13 protein-coding genes are annotated in these 16,097 nt (G+C 61.8%); 11 read left to right on the top strand and 2 right to left on the bottom strand.

The annotated features are described in order from the left end of the window. Nucleotides 1-137: 137 nt before the first annotated feature. From bioF to NPS56_RS16225, 9 genes are all read left to right on the top strand, one after another. A complete protein-coding gene (gene bioF, locus NPS56_RS16265; RefSeq protein WP_274075535.1) occupies nt 138-1,316 on the top strand; it encodes an 8-amino-7-oxononanoate synthase in 1,179 nt (392 codons plus the stop codon). Next, complete coding sequence (locus NPS56_RS16260; protein ID WP_274075534.1) at nt 1,309-2,040, top strand: alpha/beta fold hydrolase; 732 nt, start codon at nt 1,309-1,311, stop codon at nt 2,038-2,040. The genes bioF and NPS56_RS16260 overlap by 8 nt, the downstream gene beginning before the upstream one ends. Further along, the gene (gene bioC / locus NPS56_RS16255) at nt 2,033-2,845 is read left to right on the top strand and encodes a malonyl-ACP O-methyltransferase BioC (protein ID WP_274075533.1); all 813 of its coding nucleotides are present in this window, start codon (nt 2,033-2,035) and stop codon (nt 2,843-2,845) included. The genes NPS56_RS16260 and bioC overlap by 8 nt, the downstream gene beginning before the upstream one ends. Beyond that, nucleotides 2,842-3,522: a dethiobiotin synthase gene (bioD, locus tag NPS56_RS16250; protein ID WP_274075532.1), complete on the top strand. Its 681-nt coding sequence runs from the start codon at nt 2,842-2,844 to the stop codon at nt 3,520-3,522. Before bioC ends, bioD begins: the two co-directional genes overlap by 4 nt. A gap of 106 nt (nt 3,523-3,628) precedes the next feature. After that, on the top strand, nt 3,629-3,925 hold the full coding sequence (locus tag NPS56_RS16245) for a pyrroloquinoline quinone biosynthesis protein PqqE (RefSeq protein WP_274075531.1): 297 nt from the start codon (nt 3,629-3,631) through the stop codon (nt 3,923-3,925). 253 nt (nt 3,926-4,178) lie between these two features. Beyond that, the gene (locus NPS56_RS16240) at nt 4,179-5,984 is read left to right on the top strand and encodes a phenylacyl-CoA dehydrogenase (protein ID WP_274075530.1); all 1,806 of its coding nucleotides are present in this window, start codon (nt 4,179-4,181) and stop codon (nt 5,982-5,984) included. 173 nt (nt 5,985-6,157) lie between these two features. Beyond that, nucleotides 6,158-7,450: a GGDEF domain-containing protein gene (locus NPS56_RS16235; RefSeq protein ID WP_274075529.1), complete on the top strand. Its 1,293-nt coding sequence runs from the start codon at nt 6,158-6,160 to the stop codon at nt 7,448-7,450. A gap of 87 nt (nt 7,451-7,537) precedes the next feature. Continuing rightward, entirely contained in the window at nt 7,538-9,334 is a 1,797-nt protein-coding gene (locus NPS56_RS16230; protein WP_274075528.1) for an acyl-CoA dehydrogenase C-terminal domain-containing protein, read from the top strand. Between the two features lie 191 nt (nt 9,335-9,525). Continuing rightward, complete coding sequence (locus NPS56_RS16225; protein ID WP_274075527.1) at nt 9,526-11,304, top strand: acyl-CoA dehydrogenase C-terminal domain-containing protein; 1,779 nt, start codon at nt 9,526-9,528, stop codon at nt 11,302-11,304. A gap of 227 nt (nt 11,305-11,531) precedes the next feature. On the opposite strand, the gene NPS56_RS16220 is transcribed toward NPS56_RS16225, so the two are convergent. Beyond that, complete coding sequence (locus NPS56_RS16220) at nt 11,532-12,461, bottom strand: LysR family transcriptional regulator (RefSeq protein WP_274075526.1); 930 nt, start codon at nt 12,459-12,461, stop codon at nt 11,532-11,534. A 169-nt stretch (nt 12,462-12,630) separates the two neighbouring features. Between NPS56_RS16220 and NPS56_RS16215 the strand changes: the two genes are divergently transcribed. Continuing rightward, nucleotides 12,631-13,914, top strand: coding sequence for an aspartate aminotransferase family protein (locus tag NPS56_RS16215; protein WP_274075525.1), 1,284 nt, complete (start codon nt 12,631-12,633; stop codon nt 13,912-13,914). Nucleotides 13,915-14,125: 211 nt separating this feature from the next. Beyond that, nucleotides 14,126-14,284 (top strand): YqaE/Pmp3 family membrane protein, encoded by a 159-nt coding sequence (locus NPS56_RS16210; RefSeq protein WP_003228885.1) that lies wholly within the window; start codon nt 14,126-14,128, stop codon nt 14,282-14,284. 5 nt (nt 14,285-14,289) lie between these two features. On the opposite strand, the gene NPS56_RS16205 is transcribed toward NPS56_RS16210, so the two are convergent. Then, nucleotides 14,290-16,097 (bottom strand): S9 family peptidase (locus NPS56_RS16205; RefSeq protein WP_274075524.1); only part of this gene is annotated, 1,808 nt, incomplete at its 5' end.

The raw sequence follows: 16,097 nt of genomic DNA, 5'->3' as shown, positions 1-16,097 counted from the left end.
TGTGGGAGCCAGCCTGCTGGCGATGGTGTCAGGTCAATCGACGTCAATGTTGAGTGACAGTCCGTCATCGCCAGCAGGCTGGCTCCCACAGGGGATCGTGCAACTTTTGCACTCTGCGATCTGACACCGAGGCCTGCATGTCTTTCGATCTCGCCGCACGCCTGGCTGCCCGTCGTGCTGAAAACCTCTACCGCCAACGTCCATTGCTGCAAAGCCCGCAGGGCCCGCAAGTAGTGGTCGACGGCCAGCCGTTGCTGGCGTTCTGTAACAACGATTACCTGGGCCTGGCCAATCACCCGCAAGTGATCGAAGCCTGGCGCGCCGGGGCTGCGAAGTGGGGCGTGGGTGGCGGGGCTTCGCATCTGGTCATCGGCCACAGCACCCCGCATCACGCCCTGGAAGAAGCCTTGGCCGACCTCACCGGTCGCCCGCGTGCCCTGCTGTTCACCACCGGCTACATGGCCAACCTCGGTGCGGTCACGGCGCTGGTGGGGCAGGGCGATACGGTGCTCGAAGACCGGCTCAATCACGCTTCGTTGCTGGATGCGGGGCTGTTGTCTGGCGCACGTTTCAATCGCTATCTGCACAACGACTCCACGAGCCTGGCCAAGCGCCTGGAAAAAGCCACCGGCAATACGCTGGTCGTCACCGACGGCGTGTTCAGCATGGACGGCGACATTGCCGATCTGCCAGCGCTGGCCCGGGAAACCAGGGCCAAGGGTGCATGGCTGATGGTCGATGACGCGCACGGTTTCGGTCCCCTGGGGGCCCAGGGTGGCGGCAGCGTCGAGCATTTCGGCCTGAGCCAGGAAGACGTGCCGGTATTGGTCGGCACGCTCGGCAAGGCGTTCGGAACGGCGGGTGCTTTTGTCGCCGGCAGCGAAGAGTTGATCGAGAGCCTGATCCAGTTCGCCCGCCCCTACATCTACACCACCAGCCAACCCCCGGCCCTGGCCTGCGCGACCCTCAAAAGCCTGGAACTGCTGCGCAGCGAGCATTGGCGTCGCGAGCATTTGCAGGCGCTGATTCGCCAGTTCCGCCAAGGCGCCGAGCAGATCGGCCTGGAGCTGATGGACAGCTTCACGCCGATCCAGCCGATCATGATCGGTGACGCCGGGCGCGCGGTGCGTTTGTCGCAGATGCTGCGCGAACGCGGATTGATGGTAAGCGCCATCCGCCCGCCAACCGTGCCGGCTGGCAGCGCCCGACTGCGCGTGACCCTGACCGCTTCCCATAGCGAGGCGCAAGTGCAGCTATTGTTAGAGGGACTGGCCGATTGTCATGAACGACTGGGACCGGAGCCTGGCCATGCGTGATCGACTGATTCTGCTGCCCGGCTGGGGTCTCGGGATTTCGCCGCTGGAGCCATTGGCCGCTGCCTTGCAGGGGCTGGACGAACATCTGCGCGTGGAAATCGAGCCGCTGCCAGAGCTCGACTCGAGCCATCTCGAACATTGGCTCGATGAACTCGACGCCAGCGTGCCACAGGACGCCTGGCTAGGTGGATGGTCGCTGGGAGGCATGCTTGCGTCCGAGTTGGCGGCGCGTCGTGGCGACCGTTGCTGTGGCCTGCTGACCCTGGCGAGCAACCCTTGTTTTGTCAGCCATGAACAATGGCCAACCGCAATGCCCGGGGAAACCTTCGATGCCTTCCTGGCGGGTTGCGCTACCGATCCGCGCACGACGTTGAAGCGCTTTTCACTGCTCTGTGCCCAAGGTGCCGAAGACCCGCGCGGCTTGTCGAGGCTGTTGCTCGGGGGCGCGCCACACTCCTCGCCGGCGGTGCTGATGAGTGGCCTGGAGTTGCTTGCGCAACTGGACACCCGCCAGGCCCTGCAGACGTTCCGCGGTCTGCAATTGCATCTGTATGCCGGCCTCGACGGGCTGGTGCCGGCCGAAGCCGCCGAGGCGTTACTGGCGCTGCTGCCGGATGTTGAAATCGGTCTGATCGAACAGGCCGGCCACGCGTTCCTCCTGGAAAATCCCCACGGTGTGGCGGGGGCGATCCAGACCTTTTTGCATGAGTGCGGCGATGACTGATTTATCTTTTCCCCAATTGCCCGGCGCTTTGCCCGACAAGCGCCAGGTAGCCGCGTCGTTTTCCCGTGCGGCGTCGAGCTACGACAGCGTGGCTGAGTTGCAACGTGATGTCGGCAGTCAGTTGCTCAACCGTTTGCCCCAGGCGTTCGTGCCGCAGCGCTGGCTCGACCTTGGGTGCGGCACCGGCCATTTCAGTCGTGCGCTGGGTGAGCGGTTTCCCGTCAGCCAAGGTGTGGCGCTGGACATCGCCGAAGGCATGCTCAACCACGCCCGGCCCTTGGGCGGCGCCACGCACTTCATCGCCGGCGACGCCGAGCGCATGCCGTTGCGCGATGCAACGTGCGACCTGATTTTCTCCAGCCTGGCGGTGCAGTGGTGCGCGGACTTCACTTCGGTACTCAGCGAGGCCCATCGAGTACTGAAACCCGGGGGCGTTTTCGCATTTGCTAGTCTATGTGTGGGCACGTTGTTCGAACTGCGTGACAGCTGGCGTCAGGTGGATGGCATGGTGCACGTCAACCGCTTCCGCGAGTTTGGCGTTTATCAGCAGCTGTGCGCGGCCAGCGGTTTGCGGGCGATCAGCCTGGAAAACCAGGCGCATGTGCTGCATTACCCGGACGTGCGCAGCCTGACCCATGAGCTCAAGGCCTTGGGGGCGCACAACCTGAACCCCGGGCGACCGGGGGGCTTGACCGGTCGGGCGCGGATTCTCGGCCTGGTCGAGGCTTATGAGCAGTTTCGTCAGGCCCAGGGCCTGCCGGCGACTTATCAAGTGGTGTATGCCGTTTTGGAGAAACCCTTATGAGCTCCGCGTATTTCGTCACCGGTACCGACACCGATGTCGGCAAGACCACGATTGCCGCCGGCCTGCTGTATGCCGCGCGATCAGCCGGGTTAAGCACGGCCGCGGGCAAGCCGGTGGCCTCTGGCTGCACGGTGACGCCCAAGGGCCTGCGCAATGCCGACGCGCTGGCGCTGCTGGCGGAGTGTTCGCTGCCCCTGACCTACGCTCAGGTCAATCCGCTGGCGCTGGAGCCGGCGATTGCGCCGCACCTGGCCGCGCGCGAGGCCGGCATCGCGTTGACCGTGCAATCGCTGTTGACGCCGATGCGCGAGATTCTCGACATGCAGGCCGATTTCACCCTGATCGAGGGCGCTGGCGGCTGGCGCGTGCCATTGGCGGACCAGGACAACCTGTCGGACCTGGCAATGGCGCTCAACCTGCCGGTTATCCTCGTGGTCGGTATACGCCTAGGCTGCATCAACCACGCGTTGCTGACGGCCGAGGCGATTGCCCGGGATGGCCTGCAGCTGGCGGGATGGGTGGCGAACATCATTGATCCGAAGACCGCACGCCTGGAAGAAAACCTCGCAACCCTCGCCGAACGCCTCCCGGCGCCGTGCCTGGGACGGGTGCCGAAACTCAAGATGGTCACGGCCGAGGCGGTGGCGGAGCACCTGCAACTGGACCTGCTGGACTAAGGTATTGGCGATGGAGGCACTGTGCTATTGGTGTTTTTGACGGGCCATTTTCCGGTATGTCTGCTTCAATGGGTATTGACGACTCTTTGCAAGGACGAGTTCTTCCATGGAAATTTCGGGTAATACCGCTTTTTATGCTGGCCTGAGCACTGTCCAGGCGGGGCAGAACCGTGTCGATCAAGCCGCCGGACAAATCGCCAATACAACGATCGAGCGTTCGTTGACCAGCCAATCTTCCGAAGCTCAGGCCGATCGCCTGCGTTCAGTCGACCGCAGTCAGCAGTCTGACCTCGTGAGCAGCAATATCGCCATGGCCGAAGGCAGGTTTCAGGTGGAGCTGGGCGCCAAAGTCGCCAAGGCTTCCGACGAAATGCTTGGCACCCTGATCGACACCTACGCCTGAACTCACGCTGAAAGCGCACCGTCTGACGGGTACGCTTTCAGCGTGAGTCCTGCTATCCACTATCTTTCTCACGCTGCGCGTTGCTCAGGCCAACAGCGTCAGGCCCGCGTGCGCGCTAATTGGTCGTCGGATGACGAATGGCAAAAGATCGGTGCTTGACAAGATTTGGGCGTAAACGTATGTTTCAAACAACTGTTTGATCGTTTCGACAACGGTCGCTCATTCCCGGTTACATCAGCAGAGGTTTATCGCTATGCCTGACTACAAGGCCCCCTTGCGTGATATTCGCTTCGTTCGTGACGAACTGCTCGGCTACGAGGCGCACTATCAGAGCCTTCCGGCTTGTGCAGACGCAACTCCAGACATGGTTAGCGCCATTCTTGAAGAAGGCGCCAAGTTTTGTGAGCAGGTGCTGGCTCCGCTGAACCGTGTGGGCGACATCGAAGGCTGCACCTGGAGCGAGTCCGGTGTTAAGACCCCGACTGGCTTCAAAGAGGCCTACAAGCAATTCGTCGAAGGCGGCTGGCCAAGCCTGGCCCACGACGTGGAGCACGGCGGCCAGGGCCTGCCGGAGTCCCTGGGTCTGGCGGTCAGCGAAATGGTCGGCGAAGCCAACTGGTCGTGGGGCATGTACCCGGGCCTGTCCCATGGCGCGATGAACACCATTTCCGAGCACGGCACGCCTGAGCAACAAGAGGCATACCTGACCAAGCTGGTGTCCGGCGAATGGACCGGCACCATGTGCCTGACCGAACCGCACTGCGGCACCGACCTGGGCATGCTGCGCACCAAGGCCGAGCCTCAGGCCGACGGTTCCTACAAAGTCTCCGGCACCAAGATCTTCATCTCGGCCGGTGAACACGACATGGCCGACAACATCGTCCACATCGTGCTGGCCCGCCTGCCGGATGCACCGGCTGGCACCAAAGGCATCTCGCTGTTCATCGTGCCGAAGTTCATGCCGAACGCCGATGGTTCGGTTGGCGCGCGTAACGCCGTGTCCTGTGGTTCCCTGGAACACAAGATGGGCATCCACGGCAACGCCACCTGCGTGATGAACTTCGACGCGGCCACCGGTTACCTGATCGGCCCGGCGAACAAAGGCCTGAACTGCATGTTCACCTTCATGAACACCGCACGCCTGGGTACCGCCCTGCAAGGCCTGGCCCACGCCGAAATCGGCTTCCAGGGCGGCCTGAAATACGCTCGTGATCGCCTGCAAATGCGTTCGCTGACTGGCCCGAAAGCGCCGGACAAAGCCGCTGACCCGATCATCGTGCACCCGGATGTGCGTCGCATGCTGCTGACCATGAAAGCGTTCGCCGAAGGCAACCGCGCGATGGTCTACTTCACCGCCAAGCAAGTCGACATCGTCAAGTACGGCGTGGACGAGGAAGAGAAGAAAAAAGCCGACGCACTGCTGGCGTTCATGACGCCAATTGCCAAGGCCTTCATGACCGAAGTCGGTTTCGAATCCGCCAACCACGGCGTGCAGATCTACGGCGGCCACGGCTTCATCGCCGAGTGGGGCATGGAACAGAACGTTCGCGACAGCCGTATTTCGATGCTGTACGAAGGCACCACCGGTATCCAGGCACTCGACCTGCTGGGCCGTAAAGTGCTGATGACCCAAGGCGAAGCCCTCAAAGGCTTCACCAAGATCGTCCACAAGTTCTGCCAGACCAACGAAGGCAACGAAGCGGTCAAGGAATTCGTTGCACCGCTGGCTGCACTGAACAAGGAATGGGGCGAGCTGACCATGAAGGTCGGCATGGCCGCCATGAAAGATCGCGAAGAAGTCGGCGCGGCCTCCGTGGACTACCTGATGTACTCCGGTTACGCCTGCCTGGCCTACTTCTGGGCTGACATGGCGCGCCTGGCTGCCGAGAAACTGGCTGCCGGCACATCCGAAGAGGCGTTCTACACCGCCAAGCTGCAGACCGCGCGCTTCTACTTCCAGCGCATCCTGCCACGTACCCGCTCTCACGTTGCAACCATGCTGTCGGGCGCCAACAACCTGATGGACATGAAAGAAGAAGATTTCGCGCTGGGCTACTAAGTCCTAACGCGCTTCTTGAAAAGCCGCTGTTCCTTCCGGAGCAGCGGCTTTTTTGTGCCTGCGCAGGCACTGTCATGAAAATACCTCGGTAATGGGCTAAGCAAGTCCGGGTTCCTGCCGTTACAGTTATGGGCACATTGCCATCACTGATATGACGGGTCGGAGCCATACCTTTGCCGCGTTCTTCCCCTATGCGTGTAAGTCACTTTTTGCCTTCATTGCTGCTGTTGCTGGCGGGGCTCGCGGCTGCCTATATCAAGGACCTGAACGTCTTCTTCACGTCGCTGTTCCAGGTGCTTCCCACCCTGGTGCTGTTGCTTGGCGGTGCCTACTGCGCAGTCTATCGACGCCAGCGTGAACTGTTCCTGATGGTCACGGTGTACATCGCCTACTTCCTGCTCGACACCCAGACCGATTACTACCGCGACCACGGCAAGGTGCGTGAGGACGCCGCGGTGGTTTTTCATTTGTGTTGCCTGCTGTTGCCGTTGCTGTTCGGCGTGTTCGCCGCGTGGCAGGAGCGTACTCATCTGTTCCAGGACATGGTCGCCCGTTTCGCCGTGTTGCTGGCCGTGGGTAGCGTGGCCCTGGCCCTTGAGCAAAGTTATCCGCAGACGCTGCTGGCGTGGCTGGCGGAGATTCGCTGGCCTGTCTTGCACGGCGCCTGGATGAGCCTGATCCAGCTGTCCTATCCTGTGTTCATCGCCGTGTTCCTGCTGCTGGCCTGGCAGTACTGGCGTCACCCAAGGCCCCTGCATGCCGCCCAGCTGGTGGGGTTGCTCGGGCTATTCTGGATGTTGCCGAAAACCTTCATCCTGCCCTTTACGCTGAACATCATGTGCAGCCAGGTGATGCTGATGATCGCCGCCGCCGTGGCCCATGAGGCCTATCAGATGGCCTTCCGTGACGAACTCACCGGGCTGCCGGGGCGCCGGGCGTTGAATGAGCGCATGCAGCGCCTGGGGCGCAACTATGTGCTGGCCATGAGTGACGTCGACCACTTCAAGAAATTCAACGACACCCACGGGCACGACGTGGGGGACCAGGTGTTGAGACTGGTCGCCAGCAAGTTGTCGAAAATCGGCGGGGGCGGTAAGGCCTATCGCTATGGCGGTGAAGAATTCGCCCTGGTGTTTGCAGGCAAGACCCTCGAAGAGTGCATGCCGCACCTGGAGGTCATTCGCGAGTCCATCGCCACCTACAACATTCATCTGCGCAATCAGGACAGCCGTCCACAGGATGACAATCAGGGCCGGCAGCGTCGCGCGGGCGCCAGTGCCTCGAGCGTGTCGGTGACGGTGAGTATCGGCGTTGCCGAACGCGTGGAGCAACGCACCCCCGAGAAAGTGCTCAAGTCCGCGGACGAGGCGCTCTACAGCGCCAAGGGCGCCGGGCGTAACTGCGTGATGGCGTTCGGGCAGAGCCGGCGGGGCGCGGTGCGCATGGACGCCGCTACGGTTGAGTGATGACGGCGCATTCAGCGTCTGGACTGTGATTGTGAAGGGCGGGTCGGCGGCAGTAGGTTGCATTCATCTGCTGCCGGAGAAATGACCATGCCCGACTACAAGGCCCCCTTGCGCGATATGCGCTTTCTGATCGACCACGTTTTCGATTTTCACAGCAACTACGCCGCCCTCGGCGCCAGCGATGCCAGCCCGGACATGATCAATGCGATCCTCGAAGAGGGCGCACGGTTCTGTGAAAACGTGCTGGCGCCGCTCAACCGTAGCGGCGACGAAGAGGGCTGCCATTTCGACAACGGCGTGGTCACCACGCCCGCAGGTTTCAAGCAGGCTTTCGCCCAATACGTCGAGGGTGGCTGGCATGGCCTGGCGGCTGATCCGGCGTATGGCGGCCAGGGGCTGCCCAGTTCACTGGGGCTGGTCATCAGCGAAATGGTCGGTTCCAGCAACACGTCCTGGGGCATGTACCCCGGCCTGACGCACGGCGCCATGTCGGCGATCCACGCCCATGGCACGCAAGAGCAGAAACACACCTACCTGAGCAAACTCACCGCCGGCCAATGGACCGGCACCATGTGCCTGACCGAGGCCCATTGCGGCACTGACCTGGGCATCATCAAGACCCGCGCCGTGCCTCAAGCCGACGGCAGCTACGCGATCTCCGGCAGCAAGATCTTCATCTCCGCCGGCGAGCACGACATGAGCGCCAACATCATTCACCTGGTCCTGGCGAAACTGCCGGATGCGCCGGCCGGGACCAAAGGCATCTCGCTGTTCATCGTGCCCAAGTTCCTGCCCGATGCCGAGGGTGAAGCGGGCGAACGCAATGGCGTTTCCTGCGGCTCCATCGAGCACAAGATGGGGATCAAGGCCTCGGCCACCTGCGTGCTGAACTTCGACGGGGCCAAGGGCTTTTTGATCGGGGAAGCGAACAAGGGCCTCAACTGCATGTTCACCATGATGAACCACGCGCGGCTGGGCACTGGCATGCAGGGTTTGTGTCTGGGCGAAGCGAGTTTCCAGGGCGCGATCAAATACGCCAACGACCGTTTGCAGATGCGCGCGCTGACGGGCCCCAAGGCTCCGGAAAAAGCCGCTGACCCGATCATCGTGCATCCGGACGTGCGCCGGATGTTGCTGACCATGAAAGCCTTCAACGAAGGCAACCGGGCACTGACTTACTTCACTGCGCAATTGCTCGACGTGGCGCACCTGAGCGCGGATGCAACGGCGCGCCAGGACGCCGAAGACCTGTTGGCCTTCCTGACACCGATCTGCAAAGCCTTCATGACCGAGACCGGGCTGGAGGTGACCAACCATGGCATGCAGGTGTTCGGTGGTCATGGCTTCATTCGTGAATGGGGCATGGAACAGCTGGTTCGTGACTGCCGCATCGCGCCGATCTATGAAGGCACCAACGGCATCCAGGCGCTGGACCTGCTCGGGCGTAAAGTCCTCGGCAGCCAGGGCAAGCTGCTGCGCGGCTTCACCAAGATCGTCCACAAGTTCTGTGCGGCGAACGCCGGGCATCAGCAGTTGGCCGGTTATGTGGCGCAACTCAACGCGCTCAATCAGCAGTGGGGCGAACTGACCACCCAGGTCGGCATGGCCGCGATGAAAAACCCGGATGAAGTCGGCGCCGCGTCGGTGGATTACCTGATGTACAGCGGATACATCATCCTCGGCTACTTGTGGCTGCGCATGGCGCTGGTGGCTCAGGCGCAGCTGGATTCGGGCAGCGGTGATGCCGATTATTGCCAGGGCAAGCTCGCCACCAACGAGTTTTACTTCAAGCGATTGCTGCCGCGTACTGCCGCTCATCGGGCAGCCATCGAGGCAGGCAGTGATTGCCTGATGAAGCTGCCAGCGGAAATATTCGCGCTTTAATCTTTTAAAATGAATCACAAAGGAAAGCCCGCTGAATTGCGGGCTTTTTTATGACTGAATAGTCGGTGACTAAACATTACAAAACGGTCATAGATCGACCCTATGTGTCGCAAAAGTTGTTGGGTTACACTCGGAACCAACGAAAAACACAACTCCTACGATTCACCTGTTTAGATCTTGCGAGGTTTGTCATGGCTGACTACAAAGCGCCCCTGCGCGATATGCGCTTCGTCCTCAATGAAGTATTCGAGGTCGCCAAACTCTGGGCCGAGCTGCCAGCGCTGGCCGAGACCGTTGATGCGCAGACGGTCGAAGCCATTCTCGAAGAAGCCGGCAAGGTCACCAGCAAAAGCATCGCACCCCTGAGCCGTGCCGCTGACGAAGAAGGTTGCCACTGGGCGGACGGTGCCGTCACCACGCCGGCAGGTTTCCCACAGGCTTACCAGACCTACGCTGAAGGCGGTTGGGTCGGTGTCGGTGGCGATCCGACCTACGGCGGCATGGGCATGCCCAAGGCCGTTTCGGCCCAGGTCGAAGAAATGGTCAACTCGGCCAGCCTGTCGTTCGGTCTGTACCCGATGCTGACTGCGGGTGCCTGCCTGTCGATCAACGCCCACGCCAGTGAAGAGCTGAAGGCCGCCTACCTGCCGAACATGTACGCCGGCGTCTGGGCCGGTTCCATGTGCCTGACCGAACCGCATGCCGGCACTGATCTTGGGATCATCCGCACCAAGGCCGAGCCTCAGGCCGACGGTTCCTACAAGGTCAGCGGCACCAAGATCTTCATCACCGGCGGCGAACACGACCTGACCGAAAACATCATCCACCTGGTGTTGGCCAAACTGCCGGACGCACCGGCCGGACCGAAAGGCATTTCGCTGTTCCTGGTGCCCAAGTTCATGGTCAATGCCGACGGCAGCCTGGGCGCGCGCAATCCGGCCAACTGCGGCTCGATCGAACACAAGATGGGCATCCAGGCCTCCGCGACCTGCGTGATGAACTTCGACGAAGCCGTGGGTTACCTGGTCGGCGAGCCGAACAAGGGCCTGGCGGCGATGTTCACCATGATGAACTACGAGCGTTTGGGCGTCGGCATCCAGGGCCTGGCCACCGGCGAGCGCTCGTACCAGAACGCCGTCGAGTACGCCCGTGATCGTCTGCAGAGCCGTTCGCCAACCGGCGCGCAGAACAAGGACAAAGTGGCTGATCCGATCATCGTCCACCCGGACGTGCGTCGCATGCTGCTGACCATGAAAGCCGCGAACGAAGGCGGCCGCGCCTTCTCGACTTACGTGGCCATGCAACTGGACACCGCCAAGTTCAGCGAAGACGCCACCACCCGCAAACGCGCGGAAGACCTGGTGGCCTTGCTGACCCCGGTGGCCAAGGCGTTCCTCACCGATCTCGGTCTGGAGACCACGGTTCACGGCCAGCAGGTGTTCGGCGGCCACGGTTACATCCGCGAGTGGGGCCAGGAGCAACTGGTGCGCGATGTACGCATCACCCAGATCTACGAAGGCACCAACGGCATCCAGGCGCTGGACCTGGTCGGGCGCAAGATCGTCGGCACGGGCGGTGCGTTCTACAACCTGTTCGGCGACGAGATTCGTCACTTCACCGCCACCGCCAGTGCGGACCTGGCGGAATTCACCAAGCCACTGAACGATGCGGTGACCACCCTCGACGAACTGACCTCGTGGCTGCTGGATCGGGCGAAGAACAACCCGAATGAAATCGGCGCGGCGTCGGTCGAGTACTTGCAGACTTTCGGTTACGTGGCCTATGCCTACATGTGGGCGTTGATGGCCAAGGCCGCCCTGGGCAAAGAAACCCAGGACGATTTCTACGCCAGCAAACTGGGCACCGCACGCTTCTATTTCGCCCGCTTGCTGCCGCGTATTCACTCGTTGAGCGCGTCGGTGAAGGCCGGTAGCGAATCGTTGTTCCTGCTGGATGCCGGGCAATTCTGATGATGTAACCTAATGTAAGCATTCTCTTACATGACGTGCTGCTGTTCTCCCATAGTCGGAAATTGGATCCACAGCTAATCTACTTCTCATGGACGTAGCGCAGGAAGCGCAAAGTAACAACACGGACACGTAGGATTCTGCCAGGACGGCGGAGTGAAAAGGATGTCAGGGAAACAGTCTGCAAAGCCCCGCTTCGGCGGGGTTTTCTTTGGCCTTGAGAAAAGTGTTTAGCCCAGGTCATCCAGTATCGACGGGCTGTTCAAACGCTCATCCGGCCGATTGATCACCTCCTCCAGTAACGTGCGCAGCAAGGCCAGCGAGGCCTGTTGCCGTTGCACATCGCGACAGACCAACCCGACTTTCAGCGGCACCCGCGGCTCGCTCAGGGGTTTCCACAACAATTGCCGGTTGCCGTGGGTTTTCTGCGAGCGTCCGGGCAGCACCGTCGCCAACCGCGTGTGCGGCAGGCTGTCGAGAATGCCGGCCATGTTGTTCAGCTCGGCCTGTACCTGCGGGCGTCGTCCCAGGCTGGCCAGTTGCGCCTGCCAGATCTGCCGTATCTGAAATTCTTCGCCCAGCAGCAGCATCGGCAATTCGGCGGCCTGGCTCATGGAGACTTTCTTGAATTCGCGCAAAGGATGGTCGGCCGGGATGACCAGCGTCAGTTCATCTTCGTACAACATCACCCCGTGCAATCCCGGCTGGCGAGGCGGCAAGTAGCCGATGCCGATGTCCAGGGAGCCATTGAGCAGTCGTCGCTCGATTTCCAGCCCGGTCAGTTCATAGATCTGCACCACCAGATGGGGCTGCGCCTTGCGCACCCGCTCGAGCATTTGTGGCACCAGGCTGGTGTGGACGGTTTGCAGCACACCTATGGCCAGGGTGCGCAGCGCATGCCCCTTGAAGTTGCCCAGTGCTTCCCGTGCCCGTTGCAAGCCATCGAGCAAGGGCAGGGCATGGTTGTACAGCGTATGGGCCGCCAGGGTCGGCAACAGGCGTTTGCTGCTGCGTTCGAACAGGCTCACATCCAGGGATTGTTCGAGGTGGCGGATCTGTTGGGACAGCGCCGGCTGTGAAATCGACAGGCGCTCGGCAGCCCGGCCGACATGGCCCTCTTCATACACAGCGACGAAATAACGCAGTTGCTTGAAATCCATAAGTAATGCTTATCAAAAATGCTGCTAAATCGAAATGGCTCAACGCCTTGCCTGGGCCTAGTCTAACCGCATTCACAAGGCTTACAGGGCCCCGGAACGCGATGAATATCCTTTGCTTCGATGGCATTTGCATAGGTAACGCAAAAAACCTTCTGCGAGGGTTGAACTCATGAATCTGTTCAGCCTGCGTCGGCAATCGCCCAGTCTCGATGATTTGCTGGCGGACCATTGCGCCCCGTCCAGGGACGACAATCTTTGCAGCGAGTACCTGATGCCCAGTGTCGATCGGCCCAAACAGGTTTTTGTCCGTGGCCAGGGTTCCTGGTTGTGGGACAGCGAGGACCGTGCGTACCTGGATTTCTCCCAGGGCGGCGGCGCCAACAGCCTCGGCCACAGCCCCAAGGCACTGGTCAGTGCCATTACCGCGCAGGCGCAAGCGCTGATCAATCCCGGTTTCGGTCTGCATAACCGCGGCATGCTCAATCTCGCCCAGCGCCTGTGTGACAACACTGGAAGCGATCAGGCGTACCTGCTCAACAGCGGCAGCGAGGCGTGCGAAGCGGCGATCAAGCTGGCGCGCAAATGGGGGCAGCGGCACCGCGGCGGCGCTTCGCGGATCATCGTGGCCAACCAGGCTTGCCATGGTCGTAGCCTGGGGACGATTTCGGCGTCGGACAGCTCGACCCTGATCAACCGTTTCGAGCCGCAGCTTCCGGGCTTCAGCCGCGTTCCCTTCAATGATCTCGCGGCGCTTCACGCGGCGGTGGATGAACGGACCGTGGCGATCATGCTCGAGCCGATCCAGAGCGAAGCCGGGGTGATTGCGGCCACTGCGCATTACCTCAAAGGGGTCGAGCGCCTGTGTCGCGAGCTGGGCATCCTGCTGATCTTCGACGAAGTGCAAACCGGTGTCGGTCGCTGTGGCAGCCTGCTGGCTGAACAGTCCTACGGCGTGCGCGCAGATATCGTCGTGCTCGGCAAAGGGCTTGGCGGTGGTGTGCCGGTGGCGGCGCTGTTGGCGCGGGGCAACGCCTGCTGCATCGAGGCGGGCGAAATGAGTGGCACCCATCATGGCAATGCGCTGCTGACCGCGGCCGGCCTGGCGGTGCTCGACAGTGTGCAGGACAAGGGTTTTCTCGAGCATGTCGGGGAAATGGCCCAGCACCTGCGCGAAGGCCTGCAGCGCTTGTCCCAACGTTATGGCCACGGCGAACTGCGCGGACAAGGGCTGCTCTGGGGGCTCACCCTGTCCGACGACTCGGCCGACGCCGTGGTCAAGGCCGCGCTGTACGAAGGGCTGTTGCTCGATGCGCCGCAAGCCGATTGCCTGCGTTTCACCCCGGCGCTGACGGTGAGCAAAGCCAACATCGATGAAATGCTGCTGCGCCTGGCCCGCGCTTTCTCCCGCGTGCGCACCGCGCAGTTGCAATGTCGCAAAGGGATCGCCGTCTAGGCAGGCCCCAAGAATTCCCGAACCGTCTCGCGGTATAACGCACGCCCCACGCCTGATTCTTTTGGCGTGGGGCGTTTTTTTGTGGCAGCTGCGTCGTTCAGAAACATGGCCTGGATACACTGGCCGGGCAAATCGGGCTGAACCCTGACCAACGGTACAGGTCGATTGGTTATGGGCTCGCGTGAGCCCCCTTCAATCAGGAGCTGCTCGCATGGACTTTATCCGCATCATCATCGCCATTCTGTTGCCACCCCTGGGCGTGTTTCTGCAAGTGGGCTTCGGCGGAGCGTTCTGGCTGAACATTCTGCTGACGCTGTGCGGCTACATTCCCGGGATCGTGCATGCGGTGTACATCATCGCCAAGCGCTGAGCCATTCAATTTGCTGACGCAATAACCCGTCGATAGAACAACCATTCCTGCTCCAGCGCGTGGGCCTGGTTGGCGGCTTTGCGAAAGCCGTGGCGCTCATCCGCGTAGTAATGGGCTTCGACCAGAATGCCGTTGTGCTGCAAGGCCTCGACCATGTCGCGGGTCTGCTGCGGCACCACCACGGCATCCAGCTCGCCTTGAAAGAAGATCACCGGCACGTGAATGTTGCTGGCATGCAGTAACGGCGTGCGGGCGGCGTAACGTTCGGCATCCTGTTGCGGATCACCGATCAGCCAGTCCAGGTAATCGCCTTCGAACTTGTGCGTGGCCCGGCCCAGCGCCACAGGGTCGCTGACCCCATAAAGACTGGCGCCGGCACGAAACACCTGGTGGAACGCCAGCGCGCAAAGCGCGGTGTAGCCTCCGGCGCTACCGCCGCGAATGAAGGCTTTGTCGCCGTCGATCATGCCACGATCAGCGAGATGGCTGACCACCGCGCAAGCGTCTTCGACATCCACTTCACCCCAGCGTAAATGCAAGGCCTGGCGATAGGCACGGCCGTAACCGCTGCTGCCGCGATAGTTGAGATCGGCCACGGCGAAACCGCGCTGTGCCCAGTACTGGATGCGCGGATCGAGCATCGGATTACACGCCGAAGTCGGGCCGCCATGGATGAACACCACCAGTGGCGGCTTGGCGTCGCTGGTCATGGCCGGGTAGAAAAAGCCGTGGGCTTCACTCGAGCCGCTTGGGTAGCGCAGGGTTTGTGGGCGACTGATTTGCTCGGCGGGTAGCGGTGTAATGCCGCCTGCGAGGACCTTCACCTGGCGGGTCTGGCGATCGATGGCGATCACCGCCGCTGAACTGACGGGGGACGCCGCGATGCAGTAGATGAACTGCTTATCCAGGGCAAGATGGCGGAAGCGACTGTAGTCGCCGGTAAAGTCGTCGCACCCGGTAGCGCAAAGCCCCAGTCGGCCGAAACCGCCTTCTGTCCAGCTGGCCAGGTAGCTGCCTTCGCCCAGTGGCAGCCAGGTGCAGCCGCCCAGTTGCCAGGGCGCCGGGCCGTGGTCGGCGGCGGCGCTGGGCAACGGCTTCAGGCCATCGGCCGATTCCACCCAAGGCTGCCAGTATCCAGCGCGATCGGTCAGGCAGTATAAGTGGCCGTTACTGTCGAAGCGCGGTTGTTGCAGCGACTCCTGGGATTGGTCGCCAGCCACGCAGCAGGGGCTGGCGTAGCTGCCATCAGCCTGGCGATGGGCGACCATCAAGCGGGTCGCGGTCCACGGCTGGTCCGGGCGACTCCACTCGATCCAGGCCAGTCGTTGCCCGTCGGGACTCAAGGTCGGTGCGGCGTAAAAGTCCGCGCCTTCGGCCAGCAAATGCCGCGTGCCATCCGCCAGGTCGATCGCCACCAGGCGGTGTTCATTGCGGTTTTCCTCGACCGCCAGCACTTGGCCATTGGCGAACTGCAGATCGCCGTATCGACACACGCCAGACGTCAGCAACTCGGGCGTCTCACCTTGCAACGATTGGCGATACAGTTGCTGATCGGCCTCATTGACGAACACCACGCCGTCACCGGTCAGGCAAAACGCGCCCCCGCCATATTCGTACACCCGACTGCGCACGCTGAACGGCGCTGGCGTCAGGCAGTGGGCCACGCCATCGCGCCAGTGCCAGATCCGGCACGCGGCATCCTCCGGGCGGTACTCGTTCCAGAACAAACCCTGGGCGCCGACCTGCAGTTCGGCAAAGTCGATACCGGCCGCGACGGCGTTGGCGGCGCTGAAGGGTTCAGCTTTTGGCGATG

This window comes from Pseudomonas putida, from assembly GCF_028682635.1.
Taxonomy (GTDB): domain Bacteria; phylum Pseudomonadota; class Gammaproteobacteria; order Pseudomonadales; family Pseudomonadaceae; genus Aquipseudomonas; species Aquipseudomonas putida_AE.
This window is presented reverse-complemented; position numbering and strand designations above follow the sequence as displayed.

Coding starts and splice junctions, on each gene's coding strand:
- bioF (WP_274075535.1), top strand. CDS start 138: ATGTCTTTCGATCTCGCCGCACGCCTGGCTGCCCGTCGTGCTGAAAAC.
- NPS56_RS16260 (WP_274075534.1), top strand. CDS start 1,309: ATGCGTGATCGACTGATTCTGCTGCCCGGCTGGGGTCTCGGGATTTCG.
- bioC (WP_274075533.1), top strand. CDS start 2,033: ATGACTGATTTATCTTTTCCCCAATTGCCCGGCGCTTTGCCCGACAAG.
- bioD (WP_274075532.1), top strand. CDS start 2,842: ATGAGCTCCGCGTATTTCGTCACCGGTACCGACACCGATGTCGGCAAG.
- NPS56_RS16245 (WP_274075531.1), top strand. CDS start 3,629: ATGGAAATTTCGGGTAATACCGCTTTTTATGCTGGCCTGAGCACTGTC.
- NPS56_RS16240 (WP_274075530.1), top strand. CDS start 4,179: ATGCCTGACTACAAGGCCCCCTTGCGTGATATTCGCTTCGTTCGTGAC.
- NPS56_RS16230 (WP_274075528.1), top strand. CDS start 7,538: ATGCCCGACTACAAGGCCCCCTTGCGCGATATGCGCTTTCTGATCGAC.
- NPS56_RS16225 (WP_274075527.1), top strand. CDS start 9,526: ATGGCTGACTACAAAGCGCCCCTGCGCGATATGCGCTTCGTCCTCAAT.
- NPS56_RS16220 (WP_274075526.1), bottom strand. CDS start 12,461: ATGGATTTCAAGCAACTGCGTTATTTCGTCGCTGTGTATGAAGAGGGC.
- NPS56_RS16215 (WP_274075525.1), top strand. CDS start 12,631: ATGAATCTGTTCAGCCTGCGTCGGCAATCGCCCAGTCTCGATGATTTG.
- NPS56_RS16210 (WP_003228885.1), top strand. CDS start 14,126: ATGGACTTTATCCGCATCATCATCGCCATTCTGTTGCCACCCCTGGGC.